The sequence below is a fragment of the Thermomonas flagellata genome (assembly GCF_022419185.1).
In the GTDB taxonomy this organism is placed as follows: domain Bacteria; phylum Pseudomonadota; class Gammaproteobacteria; order Xanthomonadales; family Xanthomonadaceae; genus Thermomonas; species Thermomonas flagellata.
In genome coordinates, this window is record NZ_JAJOZK010000001.1 from 255903 (window position 1) to 269936 (window position 14034).

Genomic DNA, 14034 nt, shown 5'->3' on the forward strand with positions numbered 1-14034 from the left:
TCGCTCCTGCCTGCGGGTAGGGGGATAGGGTCTGGCGTCAGCGTGCCGGCAGCCCGGCCACCGGCCGGTCCTCGGCGGTCCACTCGTGCATCGAGCCGTCGTACAGCTTGCTCGGGGTGCCCAGCACCTCGTTCATCACGAACCAGGCCCCGGATGCCAGGTGGCCGGTGTTGCAGTAGGTGATGCTCGGCTTGTGCGGGTCGATGCCGAGGGTCTTGAGGATGTCCGCGTACTGCGCGCGGTCCAGGAATTCCTCGGCGCCGCCGGCCTGGCGGCTGCGCGCCTCCGGCGGGAAGTCGTGCGCGCCGGGGATGCGGCCGGCCTTGCTGGCGACCGGCTTCTTGGTCAGCCCCAGCCAGAACGCGACCGGGCGCGCGTCGATCAACTGCTCGCCGTGCTTGGCGGCCTCCGCGACCTGGCGGCTGTCGGCCAGGATCGCCTTGTCCTCGCCGGTGGCCACCCAGTCGCCCTTGGTCTTGGGCGCCGGATCCGAGCTGACCGGGTTGCCGGCCAGCAGCCAGGCGGTGGTGCCGCCGTTGAGGATGGCCAACTGGCGCGCGCCGTAGTACTTGAGCGACCAGTACAGGCGCGCAGCCATGTCGAGATCGTTGCCGCTGGCACCGGCGGACACGATCACGATCGGCTTGCCGGCCTGCACCCCGGCATCCTGCATCAGGCGCTGGAAGGTGGCGCGGTCGACCAGCATGGCCTTGATCGTGCGGCCGTCGATCTTGCGGTCGGCGCGCAGGGCGTTGAAATCCACCATCAGCGAACCGGGGACGTGGCCGCCGACCTCGTCGAGCACCTGCTTGCCGTTGTCGGTGACGTACTTGGGGGCCGAGGTGAAGTCCTTCGGGTCTTCGACCACGGTCAGCACGTTCACCTCAGCGCGGTGCGCCGCCAGCCACTGCGGGGTGACCAGCGGACCAGGCAGTTCGACCGCTGCGGCGATGCCGCTGAACGCCAGCAGGGCAGTGGTCAAAAGCAGCATCAGGCGTTTCATGGCAGGAACCTCGCAGGTGAGGGGCTAACGAACGCAACGTAGGGCGGAGGACGCTCAGGTCGTGGCTGCCAGCGCGGCGATCTGCGCCGGCAGGTCGATCCGGCACTGGCTGAGCACGCGGATGCGGCGGTCCTCCAGCAGCCGCTGCCGGCTGCGGCCGCGGCGCAGTATGCGCAGGCGCTGGTCGCGCCGCCGCAGCAGCGCGGCCAGCTGCGGGCGGAACAGCGCCAGCTGCGGCAGCAGCCAGCGCGTCAGCGGGTCCGGGTAGGCGCGCGCCGCGATACGGTCGGCGTCCGCCAGTACGGCCGCGGCCGGGACGAGCGTCTCGTCGGTGACCCAGCGGTTGGTGGTGAACAGCCGCCGCGGCCAGCCGACCGCATCCACCGCGACGCCGGCCAGATGGACGTGGTGGCCGTCCGCGCGGCGGGCGAACACATGGAAATGCCCGTGCTCGCCCGCCGGCGTCTCGCGCGCGTCGTGGCAGTGGTAGTAGTACAGGTAGTCCGGGCCCTGCACCGGCGCGGCTGCGGGGTACTGCGCGAGCACCGCCGGCACGCTGTCGCCGATCAGCGCGCTGACCGGCGAAAGCCCGCGCCGGGCCAGCGCCTCCAGCCCGTCGAGCACCGACCGCGCCGCGCGCCGTGCCTGCCGGCGCGCACGGGCGGGCAGGCGGGCGGCATCCGCGTCCCAACGCACCCAGCTGGAGGGCGGCGGGGCGGGCATCGCGCGGGCGGCGACAGCGGACATCAGCGACAAGGGGAGATCAGTCGCACTTGGCCTTCGGCGCGCACGGGTTGGCGGCCTTCTTCTCGTCGCACTTCTTGGCCGCCGGGGCGCAGGGGTTGGCCGCCTTCTTGGCGGCGGGCGCGCACGGGTTGCTGGCCTTCTTGGTCGCCGGGGCGCAGGGGTTGGCCGCCTTCTTGGCGGCGGGCGCGCACGGGTTGCTGGCCTTCTTGGTCGCCGGGGCGCAGGGGTTGGCCGCCTTCTTGGCGGCGGGCGCGCACGGGTTGGCGGCCTTCTTGCGCGCCGGCGCGCAGGGGTTCTGCGCCTGCGGGGCGGCGGCAGTGGCGGCCGCGACCGGGGCGACCGCGCCGATCAGCAGTGCGGTGGCGGACAGGGCGGCGGCCAGCGAGGTCTTGCGGGAGGTCGGCTTACGCATCGTCGTATCCCTCGGGGATGGGGGCGGTGAGGATAGCAGGATACCCGGGCGGGTATCCCGCGGGGGCAGTGGTTTCAATCGTGATCGGTGACGCCTGGCGCGGATTCGCCGCGGGTGAAGCGATTGACCAGCCAAGCGACGACGGCCAGCGCGAGGATGATCAGCCACGCCGGCAGGTGCAGCAGCTGCTGCAGGGTCTGGCCTTCCGGGCCTTCCGCCGCGGTCATCAGCGGCTGCAGCGGGTCGTAGAACCCGGCGAACACGATCGCGCCGAGCACCAGGCCGATGAAGAACACCACGCCGTCGATCCGGCCGGCGGCCGCGCCGACCACCGAGGTCCCCGGACAATAGCCGCCGAGCGCCATGCCGGCGCCGACCATCGCGCCGCCGAGCAGGGTGGCCCACAGGTAGGTGGTGGGCACGTAGACCTCCTCCGGCGACAGCAGGCCGACCGTCTCCAGCAGCCACAGCCCGGCCGCCGCGACCAGGATCGCGGTGAACATCACGTTGAACACCGTCCAGTCCTTGAAGCGCAACTGGCCGGTCAGGCGGCAGCCATTGCCGAGGCCGCCGCGCTGCAGCACGTAGCCGAACAGGCCGCCCAGCACCAGGCCCGAGAGCGGGCCGCTCCAACCGATCGGGAAGCTGCTCATTTCCACCACCCCTTGGTCAACAGGCCGAACACCGCCCCGACCGCGAAGAAGCCGATCAGGAACACGAAGCCCGCGGTCGCCAGCACCGCCGCGCCGGACAGGCCGAGGCCGCTGGTGCAGCCGAGCGAGATGCGCGCGCCCACGCCGGAGATGATCCCCGCCAGCAGCGCCATGCCCAGGCGCGCGGGCGAACCGAGCCGGTCCGGCCCGTCGATGCGCAGGCGGAAGTGGCCGGAGGCGAACGCGGCGATCAGCGCGCCGAGCAGCACCCCGAGCACTTCCCAGCTGATCCAGTTGGTGAGCGGATTGGCGCCGTCGGCGACCATCCCGCCGAGATACTCGTTGCTGGCGGTCGCGGCCGGCGCGACCGCCTTGGCCGTGACTGCTGCCACCGCGGTCGGCGCGCCGGAGGCGCCGAGGCCGTGGCCGGTCATGAGGAAGGTGAGCAGCAGCACCAGGCCGAGGATGACCCCGGTGAAGTGCGCATTCCAGATTGGACGTACGCGCATGGTCGGTTTCCTGTCGCACGGTCGCCGCGCCGGATGCGCGGCATACCCCGGAGGGCATGAAAACGCATACCACCCCGGGTGTCATGTTGCGTTGCGCAAGAGCCGCCGGGCTTTCGCCCCAGATCACAGAATGGCAGGCCAAACCGGAGCGGCGCGTGAAAAACCCCCCGGCGGCGTCGCCGGGGGGTGTGTTGGTGCGATCGCAGCGTTTGCGCGGCGGTGCCGCGCGCTGCCCTCAGCGCGGCTGCCAGTGCAGGCGCAGGGCGAACTCGCGGCCGGGCTGGTTGTAGTAGGCCGCGGTCTGGTAGCGGCGGTCGAACAGGTTGATCACGCTGGCCTGCAGCCGCCAGGCCGGAGCGAACTGCCAGTCCGCGCGCGCATCGACGGTGGCATAGCCGCCAACCCGCAGGGTGTTGGCCACGTCGTCCCAGCGTGCGGCCTCGGCGATCGCGGTCAGGCCCAGGTTCCAGTCGCCGAGGCGGCGGTCGAGATCGAGCCGCGCGCTGCGCGGGGGGCGGCGCGGTAGGCGGTTGTCGAAGTACGGCCCGCGGCTGCGGTTGCGCGCGTCCAGCCAGCCGAGTTGGCCGTGCACGGTCCAGTCCGCCAACTGCACCCGGCCGGTCAGCTCCAGCCCGCGGATGCGCGCTTTGTCGAGGTTGTTGGTGGCGAACAGGCGGCTGTCATAGGCGATCAGGTCGTCGATCACGGTCTGGTAGGCATTGAGTTGCACTTCCCAGTCCGCCGCGATCCGGCGCAGCGACAACTCGCTGCTGCGCGAGGATTCCGGGCGCAGGGCGGGGTTGCCGTAGTAGGGGTAGTACAGCTCGTTGAAGGTCGGCGTCTTGAACGCGGTGCCGTGGCTGGCCGCCAGCCGCCAGCCGGGCGCGAAGGTCCAGCCCCAGGCCAGGCTGCCGGTGGTCTTGCCGCCGAACTGGTCGTTGTCGTCATGGCGCAGGCTGGCCTGCAGCTCCTGCGCGTCGAACTGGCCGAGGTACTGCACGAAGGCGCCGCGGTTGCCGCGGCGGGCGGCGAACGGCGAGTACGCGGCCTGCACCCGGGCGCGATCGCGCAGCCAGTCGATCCCGCCGGTCAGGGACTGTCCGGGGGCCAACCGGGTCTCGCCCAGCAGGCTGGCGCTGTCGCGGGTGGAGTCGATCCGGCTGCTGAAGGCATGGCCGAGGAAGTTGGTGGTGTCGTCCTGGTTGCGGCCGAGGCTCAGTTGCACGCTGGTGCCCTCGCGCGGGGCCCAGCGCAGGCGCCCGCCGACCACCTGCTGGCGGTAGTCGTCGTTGTCGGAGTAGTCGCCGTCGTAGTCGTTGTGGCCGCTGGCGCGCAGGCCGTGCAGCTGCAGCAGCCAGGCCTCGTCCGGGCTGAAGTCGGCGCGCAGGCCGACGCTGTTGTTGCGGTAGCCGTCGCGGTCGGTGTGGGTGCCGGGGATGATGAAGCAGCCGGCGCCCTGCCAGGTCTGCGGGTTGAAATAGCCGCTGCACGCATTGATGCCGTCGGTGCGCTGGTGGGCCACCTCCAGTCCGATGCCGCCGCGCGCGCCGCGCAGGTCGAGCCCGGCGCTGGCCTCGCGCAGGCCGTGGCTGCCGGCGCCGACGCTGGCGCGGCCCTGCACCCCGGCCTGCCCGGGCAGGCGGCGGGTGAAGATCTGGATCACCCCGCCGATCGCGTCCGCGCCGTACAGCGAGGAGCGCGGCCCGCGCACGATCTCGATGCGCTCGATCTGCGCCAGCGGGATGTCCTGCAGCGCGGCCAGGCCGGCGGTGGTGGAGCCGATCCGCACCCCGTCCACCAGGACCAGCGTGTGGTCGGATTCGGTGCCGCGCATGAAGAGGCTGCTCAGCTTGCCCAGCCCGCCCTGGTTGACCAAGGTGATGCCGGGGCGGCCGCGCAGCAGTTCCGGCAGCGAGCGCGCCGGGCTGCGCGCGATCGCGTCGCGGTCGATCACCTCGACTGCGGCCAGCGAATCGGCGACGGTGAGCGGGGTGCGGGTGGCGGTGACCTGCACGGTGTCGAGCTGGCGCGCGATGCCGTCGTCGCCGGCCTGCGCGGCGAGCGGGGCGAGGGCAGTCAGGAGTGCGGCGGCGAGCCGGCGCGGCGGGAGGGAGTGGATCGGCAGCATGGTGGTGTCTCCGGCGCGCACGCCCGCGCGCCCAGGGATGGCAGGGCGGCGGCGGGACGGAAGGCAGGCCACGGACACGGCGTGCGGGCGCACGCGCGGAACCGCGCGACGCCCTCCGCATCGCCACCGGACATGCTCGGGGCCGGTCTCCGGGCTTGCGCGCGGAACATCGGGGATGTTCCCGGCCAGCGCCTTCCCATGCGGCATCGCGGGCGATGCGGGCACAGTGGCGGATGCTGGCGTCGACGCGCCTACCGTTGCGGGGGCAGCGCCGGACTGGCGGTGGGGGCACCGCGGCACCGGCTTCCCGTTTCAACCCGCCGGACGCGCCGGCGGGTCACCTCGAGCCACACCAGTGTACCCCGGCGCGGGCTCAGTCGCTGCCGGCCGCGCCGCGCTCGTCGTCGAACAGGCCGAGCGCCGGCGCGGCCTCGGCGTCCGGATGGCGGGTGGTGACCGGCGCCGCGGCCGGGCGTCCGCGCGGCGGGGGCAGTTCGGCCGCCGCGGCTTCGGCGGCCTGCACCAGTTCCGCGCGCCGCGCGTCCGGGACCTGCTGCCAGTGGCAGTCGCACAGCGCGCCCTCGAGCGCATACAGCAGGTTCAGGCTGGGCTTGAAGCCGGCGCGCTTGACCCGGATCCAGGCCCCGACCGCGCCGACCGCGGCCAGGTCCTCGCGGGTGCGCAGGCCGACCTGGCGCAGCCACGCCGCGGACTTCGGGCCGATGTTGCGCAGCCGCGGGGCGCCGCTCATGCCAGCGCCTCCAGGTAGGCGGCGGCGATCGCCTCCAGCCCCTGCTGGTCGTCGGCGCTGAAGCGCGCCGGGCGCGGGCTGTCGAGGTCGAACACGCCGACCAGCGCGCCGTCCGCCGCGACCAGCGGGATCACCAGCTCGGAGCGGCTGGCGGCGTCGCAGGCGATGTGCCCGGGGAAGGCGTGCACGTCGTCCACCCGCTGGGTCTGGCGGGTGCGCGCGGCGGCGCCGCACACGCCCTTGTCGAGCGGGATGCGCACGCACGCCGGCAGTCCCTGGAACGGGCCGACCACCAGCTCGGTGCCGTCGTAGAAGTAGAAGCCGACCCAGTTGAGGTCGGGCAGCGCACGGTAGACCAGCGCCGACAGGTTGGCGGCGTTGGCGATCCGGTCGCGCTCGCCGTGCAGCAGCGCGCGCGCCTGCGCCAGCAGCTGCGCGTAGCGTTCCGGCGGGCTGCCGGTCAGGGGTTCGAGGGCGAAGCTCATGCCGGCAGTCTAGCAAGCGCCGCGCGCCTGCTTACCATGGGCGCCCGCGACTGCGAGGACGCCCCATGTTCGCCGTATACGTGACCGGCACCGACACCGGCATCGGCAAGACCCTGGCCAGCGCGAGCCTGCTGCATGCGCTGCGCGCGCGCGGGCTGCGCGCGGCGGGGATGAAGCCGGTGGCCAGCGGCTGCGCGCGCGTCGAGGGTGAATGGCGCAATGCCGACGCGCTGGCGCTGCATCGCGCGGGCGAACCGGGGATCGCCTATGCCGACGTCAACCCGTTCGCGCTGGAGCATCCGCTGGCGCCGGAGCTGGCCGCGCGCGATGCCGGCGTGGAGGTCGCGCTGGGGCCGATCCTGGACGCGCACGCGCGGCTGGCGGCGCGGGTGGACGCGCTGGTGGTGGAGGGCGTGGGCGGCTGGGCCGCGCCGCTGTCGGCCAGCCTGATGCAGGCCGACCTGGTGCGCGCGCTGCGCCTGCCGGTGCTGCTGGTGGTGGGCCTGCGCCTGGGCTGCCTCAACCACGCCCTGCTGAGCGCGCGCGCGATCGCCGCCGATGGCCTGCACCTGGCCGGCTGGATCGGCTCGCACGTGGACCCGGCGATGGCGCGGGTCGAGGACAACCTCGCCATGCTGCGCGCGCGCCTGCCGGCGCCGTGCTGGGGCGTGCTGCCGCATGCGCCGGACGGCCAGCCGCAGGCGCTGGCCGCGCACCTGCGCGTGCCGACGTTGGCCGCCTAGCGGCCGCGCGCGCAAATGCAGACGCCCGGGCAGGCCCGGGCGTTTGCGTGAGTGGCCATGCGCGCCGGCTCAGCCCCGTGGCGGCGACGCGGTGGTCAGCGGCGCGGCGTCCAGGGCCTCCACCTCGGCCTGCTCGGCGGCCAGGCGCTCGCGGTCGTGCGCGTGGTCGCGCGCCAGGTACAGGTAGAACGCCGGCAGCACGAACAGGGTGAACAGGGTGCCGATGGTCATCCCGGAGGCGATCGTCATCCCCATCGAGAAGCGCGCGGCGGCGCCCGGGCCCTTGGCCAGCAGCAGCGGGATCATCGCGAACACCAGCGCGGCGGTGGTCATCAGCACCGGGCGCAGGCGGATGCCGGCGGCCTGCTCGATCGCCTCGCGCTTGGACAGCCCCTGCGCCTGCAGCTTGTTGGCGAACTCCACGATCAGGATGCCGTGCTTGGAGATCACCCCGATCAGGGTGACCAGGCCGACCTGGGTGTAGATGTTGATGCTCATGCCCGGGAAGGCCTCGATCCCGGCGAACTGCAGCACGTTGGCGACCAGCGCCAGCACGTTGAGGGTGAGCAGCGCGCCGCTGATCGCCATCGGCACGGTCAGCAGCATGATCAGCGCGTCGCGGAAGCTCTCGAACTGGGCCGACAGCACCAGGTAGATCACGATCAGCGCCAGCACCAGGGTCAGCACCATGGCCGAGCCCTCCTGCATGAACTGGCGCGACTCGCCGGCGTAGTCCACCCCGTAGCCCTGCGGCAGCACGTCCTTGGCGGCCTGGTCGAGGATCGCCAGCGCCTCGCCCTTGCTCACGCCCGGGCGCGGGGCGAACGTGATCGAGACCGCGTTGAGCTGCTGGAAGCGCTTGAGCGACTGCGGCTGCACGCTGTCCTTTAGGTGCACGATGGTGGACAGCGGGATCAGCTGGCCGTCGCGGGTGCGGGTGTAGTAGTTCTCCAGGTCGTGCGCGTTCAGCCGGCGCTCGCGCTCGACCTGCGGAATCACCCGGTAGGAGCGGTTCTGCATCGCGAACAGGTTGGAGTAGCCGCCGGCCAGCATCGCCGACATGTCCGCGGCCAGCGTGCGCATGTCGATGCCGAGGGTGGCGGCCTTGTCGCGGTCGATCACCACCTCGACCTGCGGCTTGTCGATCTTCAGGTCCTTGTCGAGGAAGATGAAGCGGCCGCTGGCGCGGGCCTTGGCCAGCACCGCATCCGCCAGCTCCGACAGCTGGCCGAGCTCGCCCACCCCGTTGATGATGAACTCGCCGCCGCCGGCGCCGCCGCCGGCGCTGGGCAGCGAGGGCGGCACCAGCGAGAAGATGTTCAAGCCGGTGACCTGCGCCAGCTTGGGCTGCAGTTCCTGCTGCAGCACCTGGTTGGTGGAGCGGCTGCGCTGGCTCCACGGCTTGAGCACGAAGCCGCCCATCGCCATCGGGCTGGCGCCGCCGCCGCTGCCGCCGAAGCCGCCGTTGAACAGGAAGTAGTCCTCGATCTCCGGGATGCCCTTGGCGATCCGGTTGATCTCCTCGGTGTAGCGCTCGACGTACTCGAGGGTGGCGGTGGGGTCGGCGCTGGCGACCGAGAAGATGAAGCCCTCGTCCTCCAGCGGCGCCGGCTCCTTGGGCGCGGTGGTGTACAGGAACACGCAGCTGACCAGCACGATCAGGCCGAACGCGGCGATCACCGGCTTGGTGTCCAGCGCGCCATGCAGGCGCCGCTGGTAGGCGTGGCGCAGGCGCTCGAAGCGGGCGTCCAGCCATGCCTCCAGCCCGCCCTTCGGGTGCGCCGGGTCGTGCGCCTTGAGCATGCGTGCGCTCATCATCGGGCTCAAGGTCAGCGCGATCACGCCGGACAGCAGCACCGACCCGGCCAGGGTGAACGCGAACTCGGTGAACAGCACCCCGGTGAGGCCGCCCTGGAAGCCGATCGGCAGGTACACCGCGACCAGGGTGGTGGTCATCGCCACCACTGGCCAGGCCAGCTCGCGCGCGCCGCGGATGGCGGCGTCGAACGGGGTCATACCCTCCTCGATGTGGCGGTGGATGTTCTCCAGCACGATGATCGCGTCGTCCACCACGATGCCGATCGCCAGCACCATCGCCAGCAGGGTCAGCAGGTTGATGGTGAAGCCGAGCACCAGCATCAGGAACAGGGTGCCGACCAGCGACAGCGGGATGGTCACCGCCGGGATCAGCACGCTGCGCAGCGAGCCGAGGAACAGATAGATCACCACGATCACGATCACCAGCGCCTCGACGATGGTGCGGATGACCTCGTTGATGGCGTCGTTGATCGCCTCGGTGCTGTCGTACGGGATGGTCGCGGTGATCCCCTGCGGCAGCTGCGGCACGATCTGGCTGTCCCACAGCTTGCGCACCGCGCGGATCACGTCCAGCGAGTTGGCGTCCGGAGCGACGTAGATGCCCATGAAGGTCGCCGCCTGGCCGTTGATGCGCACCGAGGTGCCATAGCTCTCCGAGCCGAGCACCACGTCGGCCACGTCGCGCAGGCGGATGATCGCGCCGTCCTGCTCGCGCACCACCAGGTTGCGGAACTGCTCGGGGGTGCGCAGGTCGGTCCCGGCGGTCATGTCGATCGCCACCATCTGGCCCTTGGTCGAGCCGACCGCCGCCAGCACGTTGTTGGCCTGCAGCGCATTGGCCACGTCGCTGGCGGTGACCTTGAGCGCGGTCATCTTCTCGGGCTTGAGCCAGATGCGCATGGCGAAGGTGCCGGCACCGAGGATCTCCGCGCGCTGCACGCCGGGCACGGTCACCAGCTTGGGCTGGATCACCCGGGTCAGGTAGTCGCTGATCTGGTTGTTGTCGAGGGTGTCGCTGGCGAACGAGACGTACATCGCCGCGATCTGCTCGCCCTGCTGCAGGTCGATCACCGGGTCCTCGGACTGCGGCGGCAGCTGGCCGCGCAGCTTGTTGACCTTGGCGCTGATCTGGGTCAGCGCCTGGTTCGGGTCCTTGTCGAGGCGGATGTAGGCCTGGATGCTGCTCACCCCCGCCGAGCTGGTCGAGGCGATGTAGTCGATGCCCTCGGCGCTGGCGATCTCGCGCTCCAGCGGGGTGGTGATGAAGCCCTGGATCAGGTTGGCGTCGGCGCCGTAGTAGGTGGTGGTGACGTTGACCACCGCGTTGCGCAGCTCCGGGTACTTGCGCACGTTCAGCTCGCTGAAGGCGCGCAGGCCGAACAGCAGGATGAACAGGCTGACGACCATCGCCAGCACCGGCTTCCTGATGAAGATGTCGGTGAATTTCATGCGGATCCTGCGCGTGCGGCGGGGCGGGGGCGGGCGGTCAGCGGTTCGGGACCTGCGGGTGCAGCTCGGCGGCCGGGCGGACGCTGTTGTTGATCGTCACCTCGGCGTCGTTGCGCAGCTTCAAGAGCCCGGAGGACACCACCTGCTCGCCCGGCTTGAGCCCGGATTCGACCGCGATCAGGTCGCCACGGGTGGCGCCGGTCTTGATGAAGCGTTGGGTCACCACGAGCTTCTGCCCGGTCAGCGGCTTGCCCTGCATGTCGGTCTCGCCCGGCTTGCGCGCGACGCGGGTGACCACGAACACCGCGTTGCCGTAGGGGTTGAAGCTGACCGCGGTCTGTGGGATCACCACCACCTCGCGCGGTGCGCCGAGGTCGAAGCGCACCCGGGCGAATCCGCCCGGGAGGGCGGTGCCGTCCGGGTTGCGCAGGCGCGCGCGCGCGGTGAGGTTGCGGGTCTGCGGGTCCACCTGCGGCTCGACCGCGGTGATCGTGCCGGCCAGCGGCTGGCCGGGCAGGGTGTCCAGGCTCGCCTCGATCGCGGTGCCGGGCACCAGCTTGCCGGCCAGTTGCTCGGGCAGGGTGAAGTCGAGGTCGATCGGATCGAGCTGCTGCAGGCTCACGATCGCGCTGCCGGGCGCGACGTACTGGCCGAGGTTGACCTTGCGGATGCCGAGCACGCCGGCGAACGGCGCGCGGATGGTCTTCTGCGCGATCAGCGCGCGCTGCGCCTCGACCTGCGCGCGCGCGGTCGCGGCGGCGGTCTGCTTCTGCTGCACGTCGTCCTTGGAGACCAGCTGGTCCTGGCCGAGCTTGGCCCAGCGCTCGGCCTGCACCTGGGCCAGCCGCGCCGAGGCCTCCAGCGCCTTGAGCGTGGCTTCCTCGCTGGCGGTGTTGAGTTCCACCAGCAGCGCGCCGGCCGCGACCTTCTGCCCGGAGTCGAACGCGATCCGGCGCACCACTCCGCCGGCTTCGGTGGTGACCTCGGTGCCGTTGACCGCGACCAGCGTGCCGACCGCCTCGCCGCTGTCGGCCCAGCGCTCGGTGCGCGCGGTATAGGTGCTGACCGCGATCGCCGGTTGCGGCATGTGGTCGAAGAATTCGTTGGTCTTGCGCGCGAATACCGCCTTGACCAGGAACACGCCGCCGAACACGACGGCCACGACCGCCAGCATCAGGATCCAGCGCAGGGCGACCTTCGGGGGGCGTTGGGGGGCAGTGGCAGGCGGCATGGGATCCTCGGGCAGCGGCGCGAATTTATTGAACCACTTGGTGCACTATCGTCCCCCGCCGCGCGCAACGCGCGCAAGCATGACCGATGGCAGGGGCTGCACCGGCATGATGCCTGCCCATTGGGGCTGGCCTCCATCACGCCGCATGCACGCGGCACGCACGAGGGGTTTACGCAGCAGGCGCGCGCGCGGAGGCAGAGCGGGCGCGGCCATGGGCGGACGCCGACCGGCATGAAAAAACCCGGCGGCCGTGGGCCGCCGGGTGCAAAGCGCCGCGCCGCCGCAAGGCGGGGCGCGGGCGGAGGGGGAACGGGGCAGCGGCTTACTTGGCGGCCTTGGCGCCGACCTTGGCCGCCTTCTCGAGCTGCTCGCCGGCCTGCGCCGCGGCCTGCTCGAACTGGCCCTTGGCCAGCGCACCGAGCGCCTCGCCGGTCTTCATCATCTGCGCCAGCACCTGCTGGGTGACGCCGATGCCGCGCTCGAGGTTGCCGCGCGCGACCTGCAGCCCCTTCGGCAGCACGGCCTTGAGGGCGTCCATGTCGCGCACGTCGGCCAACTCGCCCCAGTAGGCGAAGGTGGCCTGGGTGGTCTCCTCGAGGGCGGACAGCTGCAGGCCGGCGGTCTTCTCCGCATGCGCCAGCATCAGGCGCTGGGCCTGCGCGGCGGCATCGGCGAACTGGCGGGCGGCCTGGTTGAACTGCTCGTTGAACGCGTACATGGCGGTCTCCTGCGTGGACGCCGGCAGGGGGTGCCGGGTTGTGCGGCGCAACATAGCGGGGTTCTTGTTGCAATGCAACATGCATCCGACGGGTGGTCGCCCGGCGTTCATCCCGGCCCGACTGGCGTGCCGCGCTGGCGGGGACGGCAGCCCTCAGCCGCCGCCGCGGCGGCCGAACCGACGCCACGGCCCGCGCGGGCGCGGCAGCAGGCCCTCGGCCGGGGGCGGGATCGCGCCCGCGCCGGCGACGCTGCGCGCCAGCGGGGCCAAGTGGTGCAGCGCGCGCGCATAGACCCCGCGCTTGAAGCTGACGACGTGCTGCGCCGGGTACCAGAAATCGACCCAGCGCCACTGGTCGAATTCGGGTCGGTCGGTCGCATCCAGCCGCAGGTCGGCCTCCTCGCCGCGGAAGCGCAGCAGGAACCACACCTGCTTCTGGCCGATGCACGGGGGCGCCTCGTGCCGGCGCACGGCGCGCGGCGGCAGCCGGTAGCGCAGCCAGCCGGGGGTGTTGCCGAGCACCTCCACGTGCGCGGGCAGCAGCCCGGTCTCCTCGCGCAGTTCGCGCAGCATCGCCTCGCGCGGGGTCTCGTCGCTGTGCATCCCGCCCTGCGGGAACTGCCAGCCGTCGCGCTGCACCCGGCGCGCCCAGAACACGCGGCCGTCGTCGCGCATCAGCACGATGCCCACGTTGGGGCGATAGCCGTCCGGATCGATCACGATGCGGACTCCCGAAGGTCACTGGCCCCGACTCTGCCAGCCTAGCGCCGCCTGCCGCAACACGGGGCGATGCGGATTGACGCCCCGGCCCCCGGCATGAATAATTCGCGATTCCCGCGTGGCTATGTAGCTCAGCCGGTTAGAGCACAGCACTCATAATGCTGGGGTCGGTGGTTCGAGTCCACCCATAGCCACCAGTCGCGACGACCCGCCGCCCGGCGGGTTTTTCGTGGCCGCCCGCCCGCGCCGGAGCCGCGCATGGACATCTTCAAGGTCTTCACCATCGAGGCCGCGCACCGCCTGCCGAACGTCTCGCCCGGGCACAAGTGCGCGCGCCTGCACGGGCACTCGTTCCGGATCGAGATCCACGTCAGCGGCGAAGTCGGGGCCGATAGCGGCTGGGTCATGGACTTCGCCGACATCAAGGCAGCGTTCCGCCCGCTCTACGAGCAGCTCGACCACCATTACCTGAACGAGATCCCGGGGCTGGAGAACCCGACCAGCGAGCGCCTGGCGGTCTGGATCTGGGATCGCCTGAAGCCGGTGCTGCCGGCGCTGTCGCAGGTGGTGGTGCACGAGACCTGCACCTCCGGCTGCCGCTACCGCGGCTGAATGCGGCCGCAGATCGATTGACAATCATTCGCGTTTGCGGTCTGATCGCATCCAC

General features: G+C 71.7%; 14 protein-coding genes, 1 tRNA gene and 1 riboswitch. Of the genes, 3 read left to right on the forward strand and 12 right to left on the reverse strand.

Annotated features, from left to right (window positions below):
- Positions 1 to 37: 37 nt before the first annotated feature.
- The 8 genes from ML340_RS01220 to ML340_RS01255 all read right to left on the reverse strand — a co-directional run bounded on the left by ML340_RS01220 (position 38) and on the right by ML340_RS01255 (position 6688).
- Positions 38 to 1003, reverse strand: a complete 966-nt coding sequence (locus ML340_RS01220; protein WP_240095827.1) for a sulfurtransferase — start codon at positions 1001 to 1003, stop codon at positions 38 to 40.
- Positions 1004 to 1057: 54 nt separating this feature from the next.
- Positions 1058 to 1750, reverse strand: a complete 693-nt coding sequence (locus tag ML340_RS01225; protein ID WP_240095829.1) for a DUF6969 family protein — start codon at positions 1748 to 1750, stop codon at positions 1058 to 1060.
- A 16-nt stretch (positions 1751 to 1766) separates the two neighbouring features.
- A complete protein-coding gene (locus tag ML340_RS01230; RefSeq protein WP_240095831.1) occupies positions 1767 to 2162 on the reverse strand; it encodes a hypothetical protein in 396 nt (131 codons plus the stop codon).
- Between the two features lie 74 nt (positions 2163 to 2236).
- Positions 2237 to 2815: a YeeE/YedE thiosulfate transporter family protein gene (locus ML340_RS01235; protein WP_240095833.1), complete on the reverse strand. Its 579-nt coding sequence runs from the start codon at positions 2813 to 2815 to the stop codon at positions 2237 to 2239.
- Complete coding sequence (locus ML340_RS01240) at positions 2812 to 3324, reverse strand: YeeE/YedE thiosulfate transporter family protein (RefSeq protein WP_240095835.1); 513 nt, start codon at positions 3322 to 3324, stop codon at positions 2812 to 2814. The genes ML340_RS01235 and ML340_RS01240 overlap by 4 nt, the downstream gene beginning before the upstream one ends.
- Before the next feature lie 235 nt (positions 3325 to 3559).
- Entirely contained in the window at positions 3560 to 5452 is a 1893-nt protein-coding gene (gene btuB, locus ML340_RS01245) for a TonB-dependent vitamin B12 receptor (protein WP_240095837.1), read from the reverse strand.
- A 123-nt stretch (positions 5453 to 5575) separates the two neighbouring features.
- A riboswitch (cobalamin riboswitch) is annotated at positions 5576 to 5812 on the reverse strand.
- Positions 5813 to 5825: 13 nt separating this feature from the next.
- Positions 5826 to 6203, reverse strand: coding sequence for a TfoX/Sxy family protein (locus tag ML340_RS01250; RefSeq protein ID WP_240095840.1), 378 nt, complete (start codon positions 6201 to 6203; stop codon positions 5826 to 5828).
- Positions 6200 to 6688, reverse strand: a complete 489-nt coding sequence (locus ML340_RS01255) for a GAF domain-containing protein (RefSeq protein ID WP_240095842.1) — start codon at positions 6686 to 6688, stop codon at positions 6200 to 6202. The genes ML340_RS01250 and ML340_RS01255 overlap by 4 nt, the downstream gene beginning before the upstream one ends.
- Before the next feature lie 65 nt (positions 6689 to 6753).
- Here ML340_RS01255 and bioD point away from each other — a divergent pair, with 65 nt between their 5' ends.
- Positions 6754 to 7431, forward strand: coding sequence for a dethiobiotin synthase (bioD, locus tag ML340_RS01260; RefSeq protein WP_240095844.1), 678 nt, complete (start codon positions 6754 to 6756; stop codon positions 7429 to 7431).
- 69 nt (positions 7432 to 7500) lie between these two features.
- On the opposite strand, the gene ML340_RS01265 is transcribed toward bioD, so the two are convergent.
- The 4 genes from ML340_RS01265 to ML340_RS01280 form a co-directional block, all read right to left on the reverse strand.
- On the reverse strand, positions 7501 to 10698 hold the full coding sequence (locus tag ML340_RS01265; RefSeq protein WP_240095846.1) for an efflux RND transporter permease subunit: 3198 nt from the start codon (positions 10696 to 10698) through the stop codon (positions 7501 to 7503).
- A 37-nt stretch (positions 10699 to 10735) separates the two neighbouring features.
- Entirely contained in the window at positions 10736 to 11929 is a 1194-nt protein-coding gene (locus tag ML340_RS01270) for an efflux RND transporter periplasmic adaptor subunit (protein WP_240095848.1), read from the reverse strand.
- Positions 11930 to 12251: 322 nt separating this feature from the next.
- Positions 12252 to 12647: a phasin family protein gene (locus ML340_RS01275; RefSeq protein WP_240095850.1), complete on the reverse strand. Its 396-nt coding sequence runs from the start codon at positions 12645 to 12647 to the stop codon at positions 12252 to 12254.
- Between the two features lie 153 nt (positions 12648 to 12800).
- Positions 12801 to 13367 (reverse strand): RNA pyrophosphohydrolase, encoded by a 567-nt coding sequence (locus ML340_RS01280; protein ID WP_240095852.1) that lies wholly within the window; start codon positions 13365 to 13367, stop codon positions 12801 to 12803.
- Between the two features lie 120 nt (positions 13368 to 13487).
- On the opposite strand from ML340_RS01280, the gene ML340_RS01285 reads away from it, so the two are divergent.
- Together ML340_RS01285 and queD are read left to right on the forward strand one after the other, a co-directional pair.
- Positions 13488 to 13564, forward strand: a tRNA-Met gene (locus ML340_RS01285).
- A 61-nt stretch (positions 13565 to 13625) separates the two neighbouring features.
- Positions 13626 to 13979 (forward strand): 6-carboxytetrahydropterin synthase QueD, encoded by a 354-nt coding sequence (gene queD, locus ML340_RS01290; protein WP_240095854.1) that lies wholly within the window; start codon positions 13626 to 13628, stop codon positions 13977 to 13979.
- Positions 13980 to 14034 lie beyond the last annotated feature (55 nt).

What these genes read in the sequence shown, in the direction of transcription:
- bioD (WP_240095844.1), top strand. Translation starts at nt 6,754, where the DNA reads ATGTTCGCCGTATACGTGACCGGCACCGACACCGGCATCGGCAAGACC.
- ML340_RS01220 (WP_240095827.1), bottom strand. Translation starts at nt 1,003, where the DNA reads ATGAAACGCCTGATGCTGCTTTTGACCACTGCCCTGCTGGCGTTCAGC.
- ML340_RS01265 (WP_240095846.1), bottom strand. Translation starts at nt 10,698, where the DNA reads ATGAAATTCACCGACATCTTCATCAGGAAGCCGGTGCTGGCGATGGTC.
- ML340_RS01240 (WP_240095835.1), bottom strand. Translation starts at nt 3,324, where the DNA reads ATGCGCGTACGTCCAATCTGGAATGCGCACTTCACCGGGGTCATCCTC.
- ML340_RS01225 (WP_240095829.1), bottom strand. Translation starts at nt 1,750, where the DNA reads ATGTCCGCTGTCGCCGCCCGCGCGATGCCCGCCCCGCCGCCCTCCAGC.
- ML340_RS01235 (WP_240095833.1), bottom strand. Translation starts at nt 2,815, where the DNA reads ATGAGCAGCTTCCCGATCGGTTGGAGCGGCCCGCTCTCGGGCCTGGTG.
- ML340_RS01255 (WP_240095842.1), bottom strand. Translation starts at nt 6,688, where the DNA reads ATGAGCTTCGCCCTCGAACCCCTGACCGGCAGCCCGCCGGAACGCTAC.
- ML340_RS01230 (WP_240095831.1), bottom strand. Translation starts at nt 2,162, where the DNA reads ATGCGTAAGCCGACCTCCCGCAAGACCTCGCTGGCCGCCGCCCTGTCC.
- ML340_RS01275 (WP_240095850.1), bottom strand. Translation starts at nt 12,647, where the DNA reads ATGTACGCGTTCAACGAGCAGTTCAACCAGGCCGCCCGCCAGTTCGCC.
- ML340_RS01250 (WP_240095840.1), bottom strand. Translation starts at nt 6,203, where the DNA reads ATGAGCGGCGCCCCGCGGCTGCGCAACATCGGCCCGAAGTCCGCGGCG.
- ML340_RS01270 (WP_240095848.1), bottom strand. Translation starts at nt 11,929, where the DNA reads ATGCCGCCTGCCACTGCCCCCCAACGCCCCCCGAAGGTCGCCCTGCGC.
- btuB (WP_240095837.1), bottom strand. Translation starts at nt 5,452, where the DNA reads ATGCTGCCGATCCACTCCCTCCCGCCGCGCCGGCTCGCCGCCGCACTC.
- queD (WP_240095854.1), top strand. Translation starts at nt 13,626, where the DNA reads ATGGACATCTTCAAGGTCTTCACCATCGAGGCCGCGCACCGCCTGCCG.